Genomic DNA, 21016 nt, shown 5'->3' on the forward strand with positions numbered 1-21016 from the left:
ACTGTAGAGTGGATGCGAGCATCTTTGTGGTCAAGTTGTTAAGGGCACATGGTGGATGTCTTGGCTTCAGGAGCCGATGAAGGACGTAGGAGGCTGCGATAAGCCTCGGGGAGCTGTCAACCGAGCTGTGATCCGAGGATTTCCGAATGGGGAAACCCAGCACCAGTGATGTGGTGTTACCCGCGCCTGAATATATAGGGCGTGTGGAGGGAACGCGGGGAAGTGAAACATCTCAGTACCCGTAGGAAGAGAAAACAAAAGTGATTCCGTGAGTAGTGGCGAGCGAAAGCGGAAGAGGCTAAACCGTTTGCATGTGATACCTGTCAGGGGTTGTGTAGACGGTGTTGTGGGACCCGCCTTGAAGAGACTGACATTTCTTCGGGATGGCGCATGTGTTAGTGGAACGCCTTGGGATGGGCGACCGGAGTGGGTGAGAGTCCCGTACGCGAAAACGCATGTTGTTGTTCTTGGTGGTGTTCCCGAGTAGCAGCGAGCTCGTGGAATTTGCTGTGAATCTGCCGGGACCACCCGGTAAGCCTAAATACTTCCTGAAGACCGATAGCGGACGAGTACCGTGAGGGAAAGATGAAAAGTACCCCGGGAGGGGAGTGAAAGAGTACCTGAAACCGTGTGCCTACAAGCCGTCAGAGCTGTAATAGGTGATGGCGTGCCTTTTGAAGAATGAGCCTGCGAGTTAGTGCTGCGTGGCGAGGTTAACCCGTGTGGGGTAGCCGTAGCGAAAGCGAGTCTGAATAGGGCGTCATAGTCGCGTGGTCTAGACCCGAAGCGGAGTGATCTACCCATGGCCAGGGTGAAGCGTCGGTAAGACGTCGTGGAGGCCCGAACCCACCAGGGTTGAAAACCTGGGGGATGAGCTGTGGGTAGGGGTGAAAGGCCAATCAAACTCCGTGATAGCTGGTTCTCCCCGAAATGCATTTAGGTGCAGCGTCACATGTTTCACCACGGGGGTAGAGCTACTGGATGGTCTAGGGGCCTTACCGGGTTACCGAAATCAACCAAACTCCGAATACCGTGGTGTGAGAGTGTGGCAGTGAGACGGCGGGGGATAAGCTTCGTCGTCGAGAGGGAAACAGCCCAGAACACCAGCTAAGGCCCCTAAGTGTGTGCTCAGTGGGAAAGGATGTGGGATTGCCCAGACAACCAGGAGGTTGGCTTAGAAGCAGCCACCCTTGAAAGAGTGCGTAATAGCTCACTGGTCAAGTGGTCCTGCGCCGACAATGTAGCGGGGCTTAAGCACACCGCCGAAGCTGTGTCATTGACACAATAGATCCGCGTGTTCCCTTGAGGAGCGCGTGTAGTCGTGTTGATGGGTAGGGGAGCGTCCTGCATCCAGGGAAGCCACGGTGGAAACCAGTGGTGGAGGGTGTGGGAGTGAGAATGCAGGCATGAGTAGCGAATGCAGAGTGAGAAACTCTGCCGCCGGATGACCAAGGGTTCCTGGGCCAGGCTAATCCGCCCAGGGTAAGTCGGGACCTAAGGCGAGGCCGACAGGCGTAGTCGATGGACAACGGGTTGATATTCCCGTACCCGAGCATGTGCGCCCATGATGAGGCAGTTGATACTAACCACCCAAAGCGCATGGTGAAGTCTTCGGATGGAGCTGTGTTGTGGAGCGTGGGATCTGATTCTGTAGTAGTCAAGCGATGGGGTGACGCAGGAAGGTAGCTCCGCCAGGCGATGGTTGTCCTGGTGTAAGCGTGTAGGCCGTCATGTAGGTAAATCCGCATGGCTATAGGCTGAGACGTGATGCGTAGCCGTTTGAGGCGAAGAGGGTGATCCTATGCTGCCGAGAAAAGCCTCTAGTGAGTGCATGCACGGCCCGTACCCCAAACCAACACAGGTGGTCAGGTAGAGAATACCAAGGCGATCGGGTGAACTGTGGTTAAGGAACTCGGCAAAATGCCCCCGTAACTTCGGGAGAAGGGGGGCCAGTGCTCTTGAGGCCTTTTACAGGCTAGGGAGTGGTGGCCGCAGAGACCAGCGGAAAGCGACTGTTTACTAAAAACACAGGTCCATGCGAAGTCGCAAGACGATGTATATGGACTGACGCCTGCCCGGTGCTGGAACGTTAAGAGGACCGGTTAATCCCTTCGGGGGTGAAGCTGAGAATTTAAGCGCCAGTAAACGGCGGTGGTAACTATAACCATCCTAAGGTAGCGAAATTCCTTGTCGGGTAAGTTCCGACCTGCACGAATGGCGTAACGACTTTCCGGCTGTCTCAACCACAGGCCCGGCGAAATTGCACTACGAGTAAAGATGCTCGTTACGCGCGGCAGGACGGAAAGACCCCGGGACCTTTACTATAGTTTGGTATTGGTTTTCGGTTCGGCTTGTGTAGGATAGGTGGGAGACCGTGAAGCGGTGACGCTAGTTACTGTGGAGTCATTGTTGAAATACCACTCTGGTCGAATTGGGAATCTGAACCTCGGGCCATGATCTGGTTCAGGGACAGTGCCTGATGGGTAGTTTAACTGGGGCGGTTGCCTCCTAAAGAGTAACGGAGGCGCCCAAAGGTTCCCTCAGCCTGGTTGGCAATCAGGTGTTGAGTGCAAGTGCACAAGGGAGCTTGACTGTGAGACAGACATGTCGAGCAGGGACGAAAGTCGGGACTAGTGATCCGGCACCACCTGGTGGAAGGGGTGTCGCTCAACGGATAAAAGGTACCCCGGGGATAACAGGCTGATCTTGCCCAAGAGTCCATATCGACGGCATGGTTTGGCACCTCGATGTCGGCTCGTCGCATCCTGGGGCCGGAGTAGGTCCCAAGGGTTGGGCTGTTCGCCCATTAAAGCGGCACGCGAGCTGGGTTTAGAACGTCGTGAGACAGTTCGGTCCCTATCCGCCGCGCGCGTAGGATACTTGAGGAAGGCTGTCCCTAGTACGAGAGGACCGGGACGGACGAACCTCTGGTGTGCCAGTTGTCCCGCCAGGGGCATGGCTGGTTGGCCACGTTCGGAAGGGATAACCGCTGAAGGCATCTAAGCGGGAAGCCTGTTCCAAGATGAGGTATCCCACCCCATGTGGGTTAAGGCCCCCAAGAGACGATTGGGTTGATAGGCCAGAGATGGAAGCACAGTAATGTGTTGTTGAGTTGACTGGTACTAATAGGCCGAGGACTTGCCTACAAAGATGTTACGCATCCACTCTACGGTTCTGAAACACCACGCGTGTTTCGTAGTGTTTCGGTGGTTATAGCGCCAGGGAAACGCCCGGTCCCATTCCGAACCCGGAAGCTAAGCCTGGTAGCGCCGATGGTACTGCAACCGAAGGGTTGTGGGAGAGTAGGACGCCGCCGAACTAAAAGTAAGGGTTAGGCCCCGGTTGAGAACGCGCAAGCGATTCTCCCGGGGCCTATCTCTATGTGGCGTGCTGTGCGGTGCCCGTGACGGAGCGCCATGCGCGCGCGGGGTGCTCCGAGTGGCCCCGTAGGATGGTCAGTCGGCCCCCGTAGCGGGTGGCCCGTGAAAACACAAGATTTTTCTATGGCAGGAGGCCAGGTGTCCGAGTTCGGTCGACGTGACTCAGAGGATGATGGGTCCGGCCGGTCGGCTCGCCGCGACCAGGGCTCCCGCGGCAACCGGTCGGACGCGCCCCGGGGAGACCGGCGTGGCGCGCGGCAGGACCGTGGCGGGCGTGACGGCGGCTACCAGGGACGCCCCCGGAAGGACGACCGCGGTGCGCGCGGCGGTGGGTACCAGGGCCGGCCCTCGGGTGGCGACAGCTCCCGTGACCAGCGCAGCGGCGGATACGCCGGCAACCGCGACGGCGGCCCGCGCGCGGGTTCCGACGACCGCGGCTCGCGCGGCGGCTACGACAACCGGTCCGGCCGGCCGCAGGGCAAGTCGGCGTCCGGGCGTCGCTGGGAGGACCGCGGTTCGAGCGGCTCGACCGGTGGCTTCCGCAACGACAACCGCTCCGGCGACGGCTTCCGCGATTCCCGTGGCTCCGGCGCCCCCCGCGACAACCGCGGCGGTTTCCGTGATGACCGGGGCTCCGGCGGTTTCCGCCCCACCCGCGATTCGGGCGACGACCGCGGGTTCCGCGGCGACCGCGACAATCGGGGTGGCGGTTTCCGCAACGACCGGGACGACCGCAATTCCGGCGGTTTCCAGAAGGACCGCGGCGGCTCGGGCTTCCGTGACGACCGTGGTGGCTCCGGTTACCGCGGTGGCAATTCCGGTGGCTCGCGCGACGATCGCGGTGGCTACCGCGGCGGCAGCGGTTCGGGCTCACGTGACGAGCGTGGCGGCTCGGGTTACCGCGGCGGCAGCGGTTCGGGCTCGCGTGACGAGCGTGGTGGCTCGGGTTACCGGGGTGGCAGCTCTGGTGGGCCGCGTGACGAGCGTGGTGGCTCGGGTTACCGGGGTGGCAGCTCGGGTGGCCCGCGTGACGAGCGTGGTGGCTCGGGTTACCGCGGCGGCAGCTCGGGTGGCCCGCGTGACGACCGTGGCGGCTCCGGCTTCCGCAGCGGCGGTAGCACGGGTGGTTTCCGCGGTGACCGCAGTGGCGGCGGCTCGGGCGGGTACCGGAACGACCGCGGTAGCGGTGGATCCGGCTTCCGCAATGACCGCGGCGGCAGCAGCTCCGGCGGCTACCGGGGCGACCGCGATGAGCGCGGTGGCTCGGGTGGTTACCGAGGCGACCGTGATGACCGTGGCGGCTCGGGCGGCTACCGGGGCGACCGGGACAACCGCGGCACCTCGGGTGGTTACCGGGGCGACCGCGACGATCGCGGTCCGCGCACCGGTGGCTCGCGCGACGACCGCCGGCCGGGTGGGTTCCAGAAGGACCGTGACGACCGCGGCTCCCGCAGCGGTGGTTCGCGCGACGAGCGCGGTGGCTCCGGCTTCCGCAACGACCGCAGCTCGGGCAGCGGCTTCCGCAAGGACGACCGGGGCGGCTATCGGGGCGGCGCCGACCGCCGTGACGACCGGGGCGCTTCGCGCGGCTCCGACCGCCGCGACAACGGCCCGCGCGACACCCGCGGCTCCTTCAACCGTGACGACCGCCGCGACTCGAGTGATTCCCGCGGCTTCGACCGGGCCGACACTCGCGGCGCCGCCGCCGACGAAGACTTCGACATCACCGACGACGGCTTCGTCGCCGGCGACACCGCCGACCGCGAGGACTTCTCGAAGCCCGCTGACAGCGGCCGCGGCGAGCGCTCGGACGTGACCGGCAATGGCGACGCCGCACGCAACCAGGCCGATGCGGACGGCGGCGCACCGCGCGCCGACCGTACAGATGACGGCGACTCCGATCGCGAGGAGTCGGCTTCGCGCGACGCCGCACGGTCGCAGGCCGACGACTCGGCCGACCGCGAAGGCGAGCGGTCCGCTCGGGACAACCGAGACGACTCGACGCCCCAGGGCGGCGACAGCGGCGACCACAGCAGTCGCGCGGACGCTCCGCGTGAAGACCGCGGCGACGACAGCAACGGTGGCGCGCAGTCCGCTCGCGAAGGCGGCGACAGTGACAACGCGGGCGACGACCGCGACGAGCGGTCCTCTCGCGACAACCGCCCGAGCGACGACAGCCGAGACAGTGGCGACGGCACCGCGGTCTCGACGCGAGACGACAGCAACGAGCGGTCCTCTGGCGACAACGCCTCGGGTGACAGCCGAACCGGTGGCGACCGTGGCAACGGTGGCGAGCGGTCTTCTCGCGACGACCGTGACCGTGACCGTGACCGTGACGACCGCGGAAGCAGCAGCGACCGCCCCCGTCGTGACTTCCGCGAGGGCCGGGACAGCCGTGACAGCCGTGACAACCGCCGCGACGACCGGCCCCGTCGGGACGACCGCGACGCGCGCGGTGGCCGTGACTCGCGGCCGCGGCGGGACGACCGTCCGATGCGCGGCACGCGGGCCGGCGCCGAGGCGCTGGACGACGCGGCGCTGGCGAGGGAGCTGCTCGAAGCGCCGGAGCTGCCGGAGGGCATCGAGTACTCCGATCTGGACGAAGAGGTGCGGCGTGAGCTGCGGACGTTGCCGAAGGGGCTGGCCGAGACCGTCGGCAAGCACCTGGTCGCGGCGGGCGGGCTGATCGACGTCGACCCGGAGGCGGCGCTGGAGCACGCGAAGTACGCGAAGGTGAAGGCGTCGCGCGTGCCGATCGTGCGGGAGGCCCTGGGGCTGGCGGCCTACCACGCGGGCAACTGGCAGGAGGCGCTGTCGGAGCTGCGGGCCGTGCGGCGCATGACGCGCAGCGACGAGCACATCGCCATCATCGCCGACTCCGAGCGGGCCCTGGGCCGGCCGGAGCGGGCGCTGGACCTGGCGAAGGAGGCCGACACGGCGAAGCTCTCGAAGGCGACGCAGGTCGAGCTCGCGATCGTCGCGGCCGGGGCACGGCGGGACCTCGGGCAGGTGGACGCTTCGGTGGTCTCGCTGCAGGGGCCGGACCTGGTGCCGAGCAAGCGGGACCCGTGGAGCGCGCGCCTGTTCTACGCGTACGCCGACAACCTCGTGGCCGCCGGGCGCAAGGACGAGGCCGTGCGCTGGTTCCTCAACGCCGCCGAGGCCGACAACGAAGACGAGACCGACGCCGCCGAGCGGGCCGCGGAGCTCTCGAATGAGTGACGCGCTCCTCGCGGGCTACGACGCGGTGCTGTTCGACCTGGACGGCACCGTGTACCACGGCTCGCAGGTGATCGAGGGCGCGCCGGAGGCGGTCGGGGCCGTGCGGGAGCAGGGCGCGGCCGTCCGGTACGTCACGAACAACGCGTCGAAGGCGCCGGCCGACGTCGTCGCGCATCTCCGATCGCTGGGTCTCGACGCGGCCGTCGACGAGGTGCACACGAGTGCCCAGGCCGCCGCCGCGGTGCTCGGCGAGCGCCTGCCAGCCGGTGCGCACGTGCTGGTCGTGGGCACGGACTCGCTGGCCGCCGAAGTGGCAGCGGCCGGGCTGGGCACCGTGCGGAAGGTCGACGACGACGTCGCGGCCGTCGTGCAGGGGCATTCGCCCGAGACCGGCTGGGCCGACCTCGCCGAGGCGGCGCTGGCGATCCGCGCGGGCGCGCTGTGGGTTGCCTGCAACGTCGACGCGACCCTGCCCACCGAGCGCGGCCTGTTGCCGGGCAACGGTTCCATGGTCGCCGCGCTGCGCACGGCCACCGACACGGAACCGGTCGTCGCGGGCAAACCGCAGCCGCTGCTGTTCGAGACGGCCGCGCGGTCGGCCGACTCGAACCGGCCGCTCGTGGTGGGCGACCGGCTCGACACCGACATCGCCGGTGCCGTCGCCGCGGGCATGGACGTGCTCGCGGTGCTCTCCGGCGTCGCGACGCCCACCGGTCTCCTGACCGCGATCCCGGCGGAACGGCCCACGCACCTGGCCGCCGACCTGACCGCGCTCACGCAGCGCGCCGAGGACCTGAAGATCGGTCCCCGGCCGGGCTGGGAGATCGTGACGGGCGACGTGCTGACCGTGCGCGGCAGCGGCGACACCCTCGACCTGCTCCGCGCGCTGTGCCACGCGGCGTGGGCGAGCGGCGTGACCGAGGTCCGGGCCGAAGGCGACGCGGCCGAGGCGGCGCTGACCGGGCTGCGCCTGGCCTGACTGGTAGTTTGACCTCGTGCACCCGAACGTCCCGCGGCCCGTCCCGGGCCCTCCGCCGGTACCCGGACCCGGCCCGCAGCAGATCGATCCCCGCGCGGGGATCGAGGAAGCCGTGGCGGGCCTCGACGATCTGAACTCGGTGCCGCTCTCCGAACACGTCGACCGGTTCGAAGCCGTGCACACCGAGCTCACCGTGGCCCTGTCCAGCATCGACAGGGTCTGACCGGCGTGCCCAAACGGGCCCGCCTCGACGCGGAGCTGGTCCGCCGCGGCCTGGCCCGCTCGCGGGAACAGGCGTCGGCACTGATCACCGGCGGCAAGGTCTCCGTGCGCGGCATGGTCGCGAGCAAACCCGCCACCGGCGTCGAGTCCGACGCGCCCATCGTGGTGAAGGACGAGGACGACCCCGGCTGGGCCTCGCGCGGCGCGCACAAACTCCTGGGCGCGCTGGAGAAGTTCGGCCCCGAAGGCCTCGCAGTCGAGGGCCGCCGCTGCCTCGACGCCGGCGCGTCCACCGGCGGGTTCACCGACGTGCTGTTGCGCAACGGCGCCGCGACCGTGATCGCCGCCGACGTGGGCCGCGGCCTGCTCGACTGGCGGCTGCGGACCGACGAACGCGTGGTCGTGCTCGACCGCACGAACGTGCGCAACCTGACGCCGGAGGCACTCGGCGGCCAGGTCGACCTCGTCGTCGGCGACCTGTCCTTCATCTCGCTCAAGCTCGTGCTGCCCGCGCTCGCCGAGTGCGCGCGCGAAGGCGCCGACCTCGTGCCCATGGTCAAGCCGCAGTTCGAGGTCGGCAAGGACCGCCTCGGCAGCGGCGGCGTGGTCCGCGATCCCGAGCTGCGCGTGCAGTCCGTGGTCGACGTCATCGCCGAAGCCGCGAAGCTGGGGCTCGCGCTGCGCGGGGTCGTCGCGAGCCCGTTGCCCGGCCCGTCCGGCAACGTCGAGTACTTCGTGTGGCTGCGGCGAGATCTTCGGCATCAAGATCCGGGCGAACTCGCGGCCGCCGATGGCACTGTGGACGGTGTCGAGCGGCTCGTGCGGGCCGCCGTCCAGGAAGGACCCCAGTGACCAGCGAACGTGAAGTGCTTCTCGTGGCGCACCCGGACCGGGACCACACGCGGGAGGCCGCACGCGAGGTGTCAGCGCGGTTCACGAAGGCCGGGATCCGGCTGCGCGTGACCGACGAAGAGGTGCGTCAGCTCATCGACCCCGACGGCTGTATGGACATGCCCTGCACCGTCGTGGCGCCGCAGGACGACCCCGCGCGCGGAGCGGAGCTCGTGTTCGTGCTCGGCGGCGACGGCACGCTGCTGCGCGCGGCCGAGCTCGCGCGGCCCGCGGGCGTGCCGGTGCTCGGGGTGAACCTGGGCCGCGTCGGTTTCCTGGCCGAGGCCGACTCCGACGCGCTCGCCGACGCCGTGCAGCGTGTGGTCGACCGCGAGTACCAGGTCGAGGACCGGATGACGATCGACGTCACCGTCACCCACGGTGGCGTCGAGCTCTACCGCACGTGGGCCCTCAACGAGGCCAGCGTGGAGAAGTTCTCGCGCGAGCGCGTGCTCGACGCGCTGATCGAGGTCGACGGCCGCCCGGTCTCGTCCTTCGGCTGCGACGGCGTGCTGTGCGCGACGCCGACCGGCTCCACCGCGTACGCCTTCTCCGCCGGCGGCCCGATCATGTGGCCTGACGTCGAGGCGCTGCTCGTGGTGCCCAGCAACGCCCACGCCCTGTTCGCGCGTCCGCTCGTGGTCTCGCCCGACTCCGTGATCACCGTGGGCATCGACCCGTCGGGCCATAGCGCCGTCCTGACCTGCGACGGGCTGCGCAGCTTCGACATGCCGCCGGGCTCGCTCATGCGCGTCGTCTGCGGCCGCCGGCCGGTGCGGCTCGTGCGGCTGTGGGAAGGCGTGTTCACCGACCGGCTGGTGCACAAGTTCGGCCTGCCGGTGCGCAGCTGGCGCGAACGGCGCACCGGCGGCCGCTCGGTCTGAGCGGGTGCTGGCGTGCGGTGATCGACGACGTGCGGCGCTCTCCTTCGCAACGCAGGGTGTGCGCGAGGTGACCCGTGACACGCCCGGGCCGAACCGTCCGCACAGGTGTTCGACCAGCGAAAAGAACGTTTAGCACCGGTCGAGCGCACGGAAGGTCGGTGGGGGCGGCTACCGTAGGCGTCGTGCTGGCCGAGATGCGCATCCAGGGCCTCGGAGTCATCGAGGACGCCCTGCTGGAACTGCACCCGGGTTTCACCGTTGTGACCGGTGAGACGGGCGCCGGGAAGACCATGGTCGTGACCGGGCTGCACCTGCTCTCCGGTGGGCGGGCCGAAGCGTCGAAGGTCCGGAACGGAATGCTCAAGGCCTTCGTCGAGGGGCGCTTCACCCTCGACAAGGCCGATACCGCGAGCCGCATCGTCACCGACGCGGGCGCGGACATCGACGAGGACGGCAGCGTGATCGCGCTGCGCACGGTGGCCGTCGACGGGCGGTCGAGAGCCCACCTGGGCGGCCGGTCCGTGCCGGTCGGCGTGCTGGCGGACCTGTCCGAGCAGGTGATCGCCGTGCACGGGCAGAACGACCAGCTGCGGCTGCTGCGCCCGAGCGAGCAGCGCGCGGTGATCGACCGGTTCGCGGGCCCCGCGGTCGGCGAGCCGCTCACCGCCTACCGCGAGGTGCGCGAGGAGTGGCTGGCCGTGATCGGCGAGCTCACCGAGCGCTCCACCCGTTCGCGCGAGATGGCGCAGCAGGCCGACCTGCTCAAGCACGGTCTCACCGAGATCGACGCCGTCGCGCCCGAGCCGGGCGAGGACGTGGAGCTCACCGAGCAGATCAAGCGGCTGATGGCCGTCGACGAGCTGCGCGCTTCGGCGACCGAAGCGCACGTCGCGGTCTCGGGTTCGCAGGACGGCGACCCCGACGCGCCCGGTGCGCTCGGCCTCGTCGGCGAAGCCTTGCGACGCCTGGCCTCGGCCGAGGACGCGGCGCTGCGGGAGCTCGTGCCGCGGCTGGAAGAAGCGTCCATGTTGCTCACCGATGTCGGTGCGGAGCTGGGCGGGTACATCGAGGGGCTCGACGCCGACCCGGCGCTGCTGGAGAAGGTGCTGGCACGCCAGGCCGATCTCAAGCGGCTCACCCGCAAGTACGCGGCCGACGTCGACGGCGTGCTGGTCTGGGCCGACGACGCGCGCCGCCGGCTCGAGTCGATGGACACCTCCGAGGAGGCGCTCGCCGAGCTGGCCCGCCGCCGCGACGAGCTCGCCGCGAAGCTGGGCGACCACGCCACCGCGGTGTCGGCGGCGCGCGGCAAGGCCGCGGCCGAGCTGGCGTCGGCGATCACCAAGGAGCTCTCCGGCCTCGCGATGGGGCAGGCGGAGCTGGAGATCACCGTCGAGCAGAAGCCGGCCGAACACGGCGACCGCCAGGCGCTCGCGATCGACGGCCACGCGGTCCACGCCGGTGCGGACGGCATCGACGAGGTCGAGCTGCTGCTGCGCGCCCACGACGGCGCGCCGCCGCTGCCGGTGCACAAGGCGGCCTCCGGTGGTGAGCTCTCGCGCGTGATGCTGGCCATCGAGGTGGTCCTCGCCCACGCCGACACCGTGCAGACGCTGGTGTTCGACGAGGTCGACGCCGGCGTCGGCGGGCGCGCGGCGGTCGAGATCGGCCGTCGGCTGTCCCGGCTCGCGCGCACGCACCAGGTCCTCGTGGTGACGCACCTGCCGCAGGTCGCCGCCTTCGCCGACCAGCACCTGGTGGTGGACAAGGGCACCAGCGGCGGCGTCACGCGAAGCGGCGTGAAGACGCTGAGGCAGCCCGACCGCGTGAAGGAGCTGGCGCGCATGCTCGCCGGCATGGACGGCACGGAGACCGGCCGCGCCCACGCCGAGGAGCTGCTCGCGGTGGCGGAGAAGGACAAGGCCGCCGCCGAGCCGAAACGCAAGCGCGCCAAGAAGGGCTGACCACACTCCATGATCTGGGCCGCGGTGGCCGACGTCGAGGCGGAGCTCGCCCGCGCTCGGCGCGACGGCGATCTCGACCGGTTCCTCGGGCTGCTCGGCGATGAAGAGCTGTTCGTGCCGATGCTCCGGGAAGACGCGGAGAAACTCGCGGGCGAACAGGGTTGGTCGTCGGCCAGAGCCTGCTGCCGTGAGCGTTCGCTGCGGTTGTTCACGCGCGGCGCGCTGCCCGACCTCGGCGCCGACGTGGTGTTCCTCAGCGGCGACCTCGACTGGGCGCTGCACGGGGTCGGCGCCGACGAGCAGGTGGTGTTCAACCCCGGCACCCTCGGTGAGTGGCGCGTGCCCGGTTCGGCCGTGCTGCCGTGGCTCGACGCGAACCCGCACCGCGTCACGGCGGTCGAGCAGCAGGTCGAGCGGCTCAACACCGCGCGCTACGGGCACTTCGACGGGCCGCTGGCCCACGCGCTCGCGTGCGGCGCGCACCAGGCCGTGCTCACGGCCGAGCCGTGGAACGTGCTCGACGCGCGCTACCACGACTACGTCGCCGAGGTCCGCGGCCTGCGGGACTGGTGGGGCGTGTCCGACGCGGCCGGCTGGCGCGCCGCGATGAACGACCTCGTCGGTCCCGGCTACACGCTCACGCCGGGCAACCTGGTCCTCGTGCTGCGCGCCCGCTACGGCGCGGGGCTCGATCCGTGGTCGTGGGCCGAGCTCGTGGTGCGCTGGTGCGCGGACAACGGCGCGCAGGACCAGGCACCCGCGCTCACCGAAGTCCTGCGCCGCGTTGTGCGCTACGAACAGCGCTTCCGGGCCGACGGGTTGCTGCCACCCTCCGGCGTCGTCGGGACCACGATCGGGTGGGACGTCGCCCGTGCGGTGGCGATGGCGCGGTGGGGCCTGGCGGTGGGTCACTGCGATCCGCTCACGGCCGAGCTGATGGTGCTCGAGGCCGGCGCGGTGGCGCGTCGCTACCACCAGTCATGGGCCGAGCTGTCCGCGAGCTATGTCATGGGCCGGGCTCTCGCGCTGGACGAGGAGGAGTTCGGCGAGGAGTACACCTCGGCCGTGCGAGTCCATCACCTGCTGCTACAAGATCCCGCCAGTCCTTGGCTGAACCTCTCGTTCGCCGCGGCGGAACCCACCATCCAACCCTGAACGGACGCGCACGGCGACACGGCTCACCACAATGAGTCACGCCCCCTTCGGCGCGTCGGCGCTCGTCCCATCCACAAATTTGTCACCATCAGCCACATGAAGCTCACCGGTCTGCTCGCGCGAAACCACGAAGCCCTCCCCGGCATCACCGGCGTCGCGCGGGTCGACCGCCGTACCCGGGAGCTGCTGCGCCGCGTCAGCGTCGGCGACGTGGCGGTGCTCGACCAGCTCGATCTCGACCGCGCGACGGCCGATGCGCTGGTGGAGGCCGAGGTCGCCGCCGTGGTGAACGCGTCGCCGTCGATCTCCGGCCGGTTCCCGAACCTGGGCCCGGAGATCCTGCTGGCCGCGGGCATCCCGCTCGTCGACTCGGTCGGCGGCGAGCTGCTGCGCACCGTCAAGGACGGCACGAAGCTGCGCGTGCACGAGGGGGGCGTCTACGTCGGGGAGCGGCAGATCGCCTCCGGCGACGAGCAGACGCCCGAGAGCGTCGCCGACCAGATGATCGAGGCCAAGGCCGGGATGTCGACGCAGCTGGAGGCGTTCTCGGCCAACACCATCGAGTTCCTCCGCCGCGAGCGCACGCTGATCCTCGACGGGGTCGGCGTGCCCGACCTGCGGCTGCCGATGCGCGACCGCCACGTGCTGGTGGTCGCGGGCGGCAACGGCCACGCCGAAGACCTCAAGCGGCTCAAGAAGTACATCGGGGAGCACCGGCCGGTGCTCGTCGGTGTCGACGCGGGCGCCGACACCCTGCGCGCGCAGGGCTACACGCCTGACGTGATCGTGGGCGACCCTACCGGCATCGGCACCGCGACCCTGCGCAGCGGCGCCGAGGTCGTGGTGCCCGCGCAGCCCGACGGCCACGCGGCCGGGGTCGAGCGCATCCAGGACCTGGGCATCGGCGCGGTCACGTTTCCCGCGTCGGGCAACTCCGAGGATCTCGCGCTGCTGCTGGCCGACGCCCATGGCGCGAGCCTCGTGGTCACCGTCGGGTTCCAGGCCACGCTGCGGGAGTTCCTCGACCACGGCCGGTCGGGCTCGAACCCGTCGACGTTCCTCACCCGGCTCAAGCTGGGCACAAAGCTGGTCGACGGCAAGGCCGTCGCGACGCTGCACCGCAGCCGGGTGTCCCTGGGCGCCGTCGCGCTGCTCGTCCTCGCCGCCGTCGTCGTGGTGGTCGCCGCGCTGCTGGTCTCCGACGTCGGCTCCGTCTATCTGGACTGGATCCAGCACACCTGGACCACGTTCACCACCTGGGTGAAGGGGCTCTTCACGTGATTTCCCTGCGGTACCACATCGTTTCCATCACGGCGTGCTTCCTCGCGCTGGCCGTCGGCGTGGTCCTGGGCTCCACCGCGCTCAACGGCTCGCTGCTCTCAGGCCTGTCGGACCAGAAGAAGGACCTCGGCACGCAGGTCTCCGACCTCGAGGCGCAGCGCAACGCGCTCAACGCGCGCCTGGCCGACTCCGACGCGTTCGCCGGGTCGATGGGCCCGAAGGTCGTGGCCGGCACGCTCGACAAGCGCACGGTGGTGCTCGTGACCACCGAGGACGCCCGCCCGGCCGACCGCGACGCGATCAAGCAGCTCGTGCAGCAGTCCGGCGCCTCCGTCACGGGGGAGCTGCAGCTCACCGACGCGTTCACCGACCCGGAGAAGGCCGACCAGCTGCGCGACGTCGTCACGCGCCTGCAGCCGGCCGGTTCGCAGTTCCCGACCGCGGGTGACTCCGGGACGCTCGCCGGCGCGCTGCTCGGTTCGGTGCTGCTGCTCGACAAGACCACGGCGAAGCCGCAGTCCACAGGGGACGAACTGGCCGCGGCGCTCGGTGGCCTCACCGACGGCGGTTTCGTGAAGCCCAGCCAGGGCGTGCAGCCGGCGCAGCTGGCGATCGTGCTCACGGGTTCCCAGCAGACGGGGGAGGGCGCGGGCGACCGTGCGGCCACGATCGCGCGGTTCGCGACGCAGCTCGACCGCTCCGGTGCGGGCACGGTGCTCACCGGCGACTCGGGTTCGGCCGACGGTTCCGGCCCGATCGGCGTGGTGCGCGCCGACACCTCCGCCACCTCGATCCTGTCCACTGTGGACAACGTCGACTCCGCCGCCGGCCGCGTCGCGACGCTGCTGGCCCTGCGCGAGCAGCTCGACGGCGGCTCCGGCCGCTACGGCACCGGCGGCAACGCCCAGGCGCCCGCACCGGGTGTCGGGTCTTCGGCCGGGAACTAGCAGCACCACGCACGTCGGCGGCGGGCCGGGATCTCTTGGAGGGTGAGAGATCCGGACCCGCCGCCGATTTGCGCTCAGCAGGAGCCGCTGTCGGTCCACACGTTCTGGCTGCCGCCGGGGGTGTCGCCCTGCGTCCACCACTTCGCGATCCACTGGTGCCCGTTGTAGGACACGGTGGCGCCGCCGCTGTAGGCCTGCGTCGCGCTCCACGCGGCCGGGCAGGTGCCACCCGGCGGCGTGGTCGTGCCGCCTTGCGAGCAGACTCCGTTGTCAGTCCACACGTTCTGGCTGCCGCCCGGGGTGTCGCCCTGCGTCCACCACTTGGCCGTCCATTGGTGCCCGTTGTACGAGACGACGGCACCGCCGGTGTACGCCTGCGTCGCGCTCCACGCCGCCGCCGAGCACGAGCCACCGCCCGGGGTGGTCGGGGTCGTGGGCGGAGACGTCGGAGTGGTCGGCGTGGTGGGGTTTGTCGGGGTGGTGGGTGTGGTCGGCGGCGTGGTGCCGCAGCCCGCCGTGGAGCCGGCCAGCCCGTTGACGACGTCGTGGAACAGCGTCGCGTTCGGGTCGAGGTCGTAGAGCGAGAACATCATCGCGCCGGCCAGGCCGGTGCAGTGGATGTAGTCGGTGCGGGCCTTGATCGACTGCGCCGACGAGCCGCCGTAGAAGTTCGTGCCGTCGTAGAACCAGGCCGATTGCGTGGTCGGGTCGTAGAAGGTATCCGCCGGGTTGTCGACGACCCCGCTCAGTTCCTTGTACATCGCGATGCCGGGCACGTTGCCGCTCAACGTCTTCCCGGCCGAAGGCCCGGACGCCGACTGGTAGAGCCCGTGGTTCGAGCCGGCGGGCACACCCGTCCAGCCGCGGTAGTAGAACGGGATGCCGAGTGTGAGCTTGTTCGCCGGAAAGCCGCCGGGGATGCCGTACGCGGTCGAGCCCTTGGTGTAAGCCTTGATCACCGAGTCGGTCGTGTACTTCTCGGTGCCCGGCGGGATCGGGCCCGACGGGTCATCGGGTGAACCGTACAGGGGGTCCTGGAAGTTCGTCGGCCCGGTCGCGTCCCACGCGCCGTGCATGTCGTACGTCATCGCGTCGGCGAAGTCGAGGTAGTTGCCGATCTTGTCGGTCTGCAGCTTCGCGATCTTGTCCTGTCCGCCCGGCAGCGCGGCGGAGACGGAGTAGTGCTTGCCGCCCAGCGCGTCGAGCTCGGAGCGGAACTCGGCGAGCAGAGCCGTGAAGTTCGCGGTGTCGTTCGCGCCGACGTGGTTGCCGAGGTGACCCGTGTTCGAACCGGGGTACTCCCAGTCGATGTCGAAGCCGTCGAAGATGCCGGCCGCGGTGCCGGGGCCGCCGTAGCCGCCCTGCGAGGGCAGGTTGCCCTTGATGAACATGTCGATGCACGAGCTCACGAACTCTTGCGCGACGCGTCGGTGGCCGCCACGTCGGAGAAGTACTTCGAGTACGTCCAGCCGCCGAGCGAGAGCACCACCTTGAGGTTGGGGTGGCGCGCCTTGAGCTCCTGCAGCTGGTGGAAGTTGCCGACGATCGGCATGCCGAACGCGTCGGCCGTGCCGTCGACGCTGATGTCCGAGCCGAAGGACTTCTGGTAGTCGGCGAAGGCGTCTCCCGCTCCGTCGCCCGCGTTCGGGTTGTTCTCGCCGGCGGGGTCGGGGTCGCTCGCCTTCGTGGCCTCGAAGCAGGTGAGGTTCGCCGGGTCGATGTTCTCGAAGTCGTAGATCAGGTAGTCGAGGTTGCCCGCGAGCGCGTCGACGTTCTGGGGGTAGTAGGCGTTCTGGTAGATGCTCCACTGGTCGTAGTAGGCGACGCGCAGCCCGCCCGAGACGGCGGCTTGCTGGCTCGCCGCGGGCGCGACGGCCGCGCCTTCCGCGGCCGGGCCGGCCAGCGTCGTGAGACCGCCGACGACCACGGCCGCGGCGGCGGCCGAGAACCAGGCGGCTCTTCTGGATACTTTGTGCTGCATGGGTTCTCCCTCGCGCAGGCGAACGGTCCTCCGCACCCGGGGAGTGCGCGGAGGACCGACGCGACGTGTGGATCACTGCCTGAGCGGTACCGGCCCGTTCTGAGAATTTGAATCAGCGCACAGGGAGAGTCAATACTTTGGACTAGACCAATTTCGGGCGGTGGGTTCTATCGGGTGTTTCGTCCGGAAAAGCCCGCCGAAGGTCGGCCCGTCACTTGAGCGGCGGGTCGAGCGGGAAGCAGGTGACGCGCACCGGCCACGTGTCCCCGCCTGCGGGCAGCGGCATCTGCTCGAGCGCCTTCGCCGCGTCGGTGTCGTGGGCCTCCTCGGCGGCCGCGTGGAAGATGTCGGCGGCGATCGACTGGTCGAGCGGGGCGATCTGCGGAAACGGCCACGACGGCACGCCGTGCAGCGCCGCCGGGATGAGCCGGTCGACGACCTTGCGCAGGGTCACGCCGTTGCTCGCGCGGTAGCCCCACACGTCGACGCCGAGGGTGTGCCCGACCTCGGCCATCCGGCCCCACGCCGTGAGGTTGAAGTTCACGTAGTGCCACGAGATCGTGCGCGTGAGCTCGAGCGGCTGGTTGCCGTCGGCGTCGAACTGGACCGGAAACCGCTTGTGCAGCGCGTCGGTGACGATCTTGCGCGCCTGGTCCGTCTTGCCGAGGTACGCGGCGATGGTGGCGTTCTGCATGTCGAGGAACGTGCTGTGGTTGTTGGTCGCGGCCAGCTCCAGCTTCGCCTGCGGGCTGGTCTGCATCCAGGTCAGGTACTGCCCGAGCCACGCGCGGATCGCCGAGCGGTCGTGGCCGGTCCAGCCGGGCGCGCCGGAGTCGAGCAGCGCGAACGCGTCGAGCAGCTGGCTGAACGACTGCGTGGAGTCGATGATCCCCGTGCCGCTGATCGTGTTCTTGCACGGCACGATCTGCGAGTAGGTCATGTTCGGGTTCATCCGCGTCGCCGGGTCGAGGAACCACGTGCGGATGTCGAGGGCGGCGCGCTGGGCGTACTTCGCGTCGCCGGTGTAATACCAGGCCGTGCTGAGGTAGTAGATCGCGTCCCACGCCACCATGCGGTAGGTGTGGTCGGTGATCGCGTCGGCCTCGGGGTTGCGCTCGCCGTCTCGGTTCACGTAGGGGCAGCCCTGCGGGTTGTCCGGCGTCTTCGGCTGGCTGGCCCACTGGTAGGGCGCCTGGCTCTGGTAGTCGTGCTTGTCGCCGCTCGGCGGGGTGGTGGGCTTGTCCATGACCGACCACGGGCCGGCGGTCAGCGCCTCGTCGGCCTTGCCCAGCAACGTCTTCAGCGCGGCTTTCTGCGCCGAGGTGGCGTGTCCGCCGCGCAGCTCGGCGCGGATCTGTGCCAGCTTCTTGCCGTCCGTCACGACCGTGTGCGGCACCGGCTGGGCCGCCGCTGTCGTGCCGCTCAGCGGGACCACCGCGAGGACCGCGGTGAGCACGGTCGCGCCGAGAATGCGTAACTGCCTTCGCACTGTTTCGCCCTTCGAACTACCGGGGACGCCAGGGATCCCCACGGCAACCGGGCGGCGGTGCGGCTGTGGCGACGCGAATTGTGCTGGGCGCCCGGTGCCGGTGTCAATCGGGGACCGGCGCCTCAGAACCCGATGGCTTCGCGGAGCAACACGATGGTGCTGCGCCCCGGGAAAGGCTCCGCGTTGAGGACCAGCAGCCGGTTGACGGCGCTGGGCCAGCCGTAGGCCGCGAGGGCGCGCTCGCTTTCCAGGGGCAGGCAGTGGTCTTCGACGCGGCGCAGGGCGGCGTCCAGGTCGGGCACGACTTTCTGTGCTCCGACGAACCAGATCGCGCGGGCGGCGCCGCCGGACGACGCGGGCAGCTGGCTGCCGCTGCCGGAGGCGATCACGAGCGAGCCGGTTTCGGTGACGGCGGCGGCGCTGCCCACGAGGAAGTCGGGGCTGGCGCGCAGCCGGCGGATGTCGTCGGCCGCGGTGGCGCGGTCCATGGCCAGGGTGCGGGGCTTGATCGCCTCGTACCGCCCGCTGGAGTTGAGGTCGTCGTCGATGCCGGACAAGCGCAGCGTTTCGCTGGCCGCGGTGAGTACGCTGGCGCCCTGGGGGACCAGTTCGGTGACGCGGGTGCGGGCCGCGGCGACGTCGTCGAGGATCTCGACGGTGAAGCCGTGTGCGGCCAACGCGGTGGCCGTGCGCTGCAAGCGCTGCGCGGAAGCCGGGGCAGTGAACAGCGAGGTGGTCATGGTGTCTCCTGGCGGTGGTCGAGGGTCTCATCAGCTCGACAACACACGCCCCCGAAGTGTGAGGCGGCGCGCCGGCCTCACATTCCGGCGCGCTGTCGTGTCGTACTGCTGAGGGCAGCACGAGACCGAGGGAGCCGCCGCCACAGTGTTCAACCCGACCACCCCACCCGAGGCGGGGCTGAGCGCGATCATGAGCGAGCGCCGGCACCTGACCAACCTCGCCTACCGGCTGCTCGGCTCCCTGGCCGAGGCCGAGGACGCCGTGCAGGAGACCTACGCCCGCTGGTACGCGCTGTCGCGGGAACAGCGGGACGCCGTCGAGTCTCCCGGTGCGTGGCTGACGACGGTCGCCGGCCGCATCTGCCTCAACCTGCTCGGTTCGGCGCGCGCCCGGCGGGAGACCTACGTGGGCGAATGGATCCCCGAGCCACTGCCCGGGCCCGCGGAGTGGCCCGGCCGAGCGGGCGGCGCCGACCCGGCCGACCGCGTCACCCTCGACGAGTCGGTCGGCATGGCCTTCCTCGTGGTGCTCGAGTCGATGACCCCGGCCGAGCGCGTGGCGTTCGTCCTGCACGACGTGTTCCGCTACACGTTCAGCGAAGTGGCCGGGATCGTCGGCCGCACGCCGGCGGCCTGCCGGCAGCTGGCTTCCTCGGCACGCCGGCGGGTGCGCGCGGCCCGGGCACCCGCCAGCCCGGTGGCCCGGCACGCGAGCGTCGTGAGGGACTTCAAACAGGCGTGGGAAGCGAAGGACATCACCGCCCTGATCGGCCTGCTCGATCCCGACGCCACGGCGACCGCCGACGGCGGCGGACGCGCCCTGACCTTCCTCCACCCCATCGAAGGCGCCGAGCCGATCGCGCGGGCCTGGATCGAGCTCGCCCACCGCGCACTCGGCACCACCACGCTGGCGGAACGTACGGTCAACGGCCAGCCCGGGCTCGTGGCCGAGCGCGACGGAATCACGCAGACGGTGTACGCGTTCGACGTCGCGGACGATCGGATCAAGCACATCTGGGTGATCCGCAACCCCGAGAAACTCCGGCCCTGGCTGACGGACTGACGCTCGGCCGGGAGCCGGGAGTACTTCAGCCTTTCTTCCAGACCGACACGTGCTTGGTGCTGCCGGCCGTGAGCAACGAACGATCCCAGTCCGCCCAGCGGTGCTTCGGCTTCATCCCGGCGATGCGCGCCATGAGGTCCAGCTCGGCCGGCCAGACGTACAGGACGGGGATGCGGCGAAACCGCCCCGTTCCGTCCGGTGACACGGTGAGGTGGTTCGACGTGAACTGCTGGGTCACGCCGTCGTACTGGTCGAACCCCACGTAACCGGCACCTTCGTGGTCGAGCGTCACCGCGAACGGGACGGTGTCCTGCCCGGGTGGCAGGCGGCGCAGATCCGGCAGGCCCACCTCGACGAGGAACAGCCCGCCCGGCCGCAGATGCGCGGCCGCGTTCCGGAGGACCTCGACCTGCGCGTCCTGTGCGGTGACGTTGCCGATCGTGCTGAACACCAGGTAGACCAGCGAGAACTCACCGGCCACCCGTGTCGAGGTCATGTCGCCGATCGTGACGTCGACGGTGTCGCCGCCCGGCTTGCTCGCGATCCGCGCCGCCATGGCCCGGCTCAGCTCGATGCCGCTCACCGGCACGCCACGCGCGGCCAGCGGGGCGGCGATGCGTCCGGTCCCGACGGCGAATTCGAGCACGGGGCCGTCGGCCAGCTCCTCGAGGACGTCCACCGCGGGCGTCACCACCTCAGGCGCGTTCGCGCCACCCGGAGCGTCGTACCCCGCGGCCACACTCTCCGGGCACCAGCCGTCGGCCGGAACGTCTCGATCGCCCATGGCCGTCGGGCGCTACGCGTGCCGTCGTCCGCTC

At 69.5% G+C, this 21016-nt stretch carries 14 protein-coding genes, 2 rRNA genes and 1 pseudogene; 12 read left to right on the plus strand and 5 right to left on the minus strand.

What is annotated here, in order from left to right:
* The first annotated feature begins 28 nt into the window (after positions 1 to 28).
* The 11 genes from QRX50_RS27570 to QRX50_RS27620 all read left to right on the plus strand — a co-directional run bounded on the left by QRX50_RS27570 (position 29) and on the right by QRX50_RS27620 (position 14925).
* Positions 29 to 3146: ribosomal RNA gene (locus QRX50_RS27570) — 23S ribosomal RNA — on the plus strand.
* Between the two features lie 56 nt (positions 3147 to 3202).
* A 5S ribosomal RNA gene (rrf, locus tag QRX50_RS27575) occupies positions 3203 to 3319 on the plus strand.
* Between the two features lie 199 nt (positions 3320 to 3518).
* Positions 3519 to 6602 carry a hypothetical protein gene (locus QRX50_RS27580; protein WP_285966062.1) on the plus strand — a complete coding sequence of 1028 codons (3084 nt, stop codon included), beginning with the start codon at positions 3519 to 3521 and terminating at the stop codon, positions 6600 to 6602.
* Complete coding sequence (locus tag QRX50_RS27585) at positions 6595 to 7581, plus strand: HAD-IIA family hydrolase (RefSeq protein WP_285966063.1); 987 nt, start codon at positions 6595 to 6597, stop codon at positions 7579 to 7581. The genes QRX50_RS27580 and QRX50_RS27585 overlap by 8 nt, the downstream gene beginning before the upstream one ends.
* Before the next feature lie 16 nt (positions 7582 to 7597).
* Complete coding sequence (locus QRX50_RS27590; protein ID WP_285966064.1) at positions 7598 to 7804, plus strand: hypothetical protein; 207 nt, start codon at positions 7598 to 7600, stop codon at positions 7802 to 7804.
* Between the two features lie 5 nt (positions 7805 to 7809).
* Positions 7810 to 8655, plus strand: a complete 846-nt coding sequence (locus QRX50_RS27595) for a TlyA family RNA methyltransferase (protein WP_285966065.1) — start codon at positions 7810 to 7812, stop codon at positions 8653 to 8655.
* The gene (locus QRX50_RS27600; protein ID WP_285966066.1) at positions 8652 to 9578 is read left to right on the plus strand and encodes an NAD kinase; all 927 of its coding nucleotides are present in this window, start codon (positions 8652 to 8654) and stop codon (positions 9576 to 9578) included. Before QRX50_RS27595 ends, QRX50_RS27600 begins: the two co-directional genes overlap by 4 nt.
* A gap of 182 nt (positions 9579 to 9760) precedes the next feature.
* Positions 9761 to 11542: a DNA repair protein RecN gene (recN, locus tag QRX50_RS27605; RefSeq protein WP_285966067.1), complete on the plus strand. Its 1782-nt coding sequence runs from the start codon at positions 9761 to 9763 to the stop codon at positions 11540 to 11542.
* Between the two features lie 9 nt (positions 11543 to 11551).
* On the plus strand, positions 11552 to 12697 hold the full coding sequence (locus QRX50_RS27610) for a DUF1266 domain-containing protein (RefSeq protein WP_285966068.1): 1146 nt from the start codon (positions 11552 to 11554) through the stop codon (positions 12695 to 12697).
* 96 nt (positions 12698 to 12793) lie between these two features.
* Positions 12794 to 13978, plus strand: coding sequence for a putative cytokinetic ring protein SteA (gene steA / locus QRX50_RS27615; RefSeq protein WP_285966069.1), 1185 nt, complete (start codon positions 12794 to 12796; stop codon positions 13976 to 13978).
* The gene (locus QRX50_RS27620) at positions 13975 to 14925 is read left to right on the plus strand and encodes a copper transporter (protein WP_285966070.1); all 951 of its coding nucleotides are present in this window, start codon (positions 13975 to 13977) and stop codon (positions 14923 to 14925) included. Before steA ends, QRX50_RS27620 begins: the two co-directional genes overlap by 4 nt.
* A 74-nt stretch (positions 14926 to 14999) precedes the next feature.
* On the opposite strand, the gene QRX50_RS49735 is transcribed toward QRX50_RS27620, so the two are convergent.
* From QRX50_RS49735 to QRX50_RS27640, 4 genes and pseudogenes are all read right to left on the minus strand, one after another.
* Positions 15000 to 15518, minus strand: coding sequence for a carbohydrate-binding protein (locus tag QRX50_RS49735; protein ID WP_353074170.1), 519 nt, complete (start codon positions 15516 to 15518; stop codon positions 15000 to 15002).
* A 45-nt stretch (positions 15519 to 15563) separates the two neighbouring features.
* A pseudogene (locus QRX50_RS49740) lies at positions 15564 to 16906 on the minus strand (glycoside hydrolase family 18 protein); the annotation flags it as partial.
* 211 nt (positions 16907 to 17117) lie between these two features.
* The gene (locus tag QRX50_RS27635; RefSeq protein ID WP_285966073.1) at positions 17118 to 18395 is read right to left on the minus strand and encodes an alginate lyase family protein; all 1278 of its coding nucleotides are present in this window, start codon (positions 18393 to 18395) and stop codon (positions 17118 to 17120) included.
* Positions 18396 to 18517: 122 nt separating this feature from the next.
* On the minus strand, positions 18518 to 19135 hold the full coding sequence (locus tag QRX50_RS27640) for an LUD domain-containing protein (protein ID WP_285966074.1): 618 nt from the start codon (positions 19133 to 19135) through the stop codon (positions 18518 to 18520).
* A 190-nt stretch (positions 19136 to 19325) separates the two neighbouring features.
* On the opposite strand from QRX50_RS27640, the gene sigJ reads away from it, so the two are divergent.
* Complete coding sequence (sigJ, locus tag QRX50_RS27645; protein WP_285974577.1) at positions 19326 to 20198, plus strand: RNA polymerase sigma factor SigJ; 873 nt, start codon at positions 19326 to 19328, stop codon at positions 20196 to 20198.
* A 25-nt stretch (positions 20199 to 20223) separates the two neighbouring features.
* On the opposite strand, the gene QRX50_RS27650 is transcribed toward sigJ, so the two are convergent.
* The gene (locus tag QRX50_RS27650; protein ID WP_285966075.1) at positions 20224 to 20982 is read right to left on the minus strand and encodes a class I SAM-dependent DNA methyltransferase; all 759 of its coding nucleotides are present in this window, start codon (positions 20980 to 20982) and stop codon (positions 20224 to 20226) included.
* Between the last annotated feature and the right edge of the window lie 34 nt (positions 20983 to 21016).

Origin of the sequence: Amycolatopsis sp. 2-15, from assembly GCF_030285625.1 — a bacterium.
Lineage (GTDB): Bacteria > Actinomycetota > Actinomycetes > Mycobacteriales > Pseudonocardiaceae > Amycolatopsis > Amycolatopsis carbonis.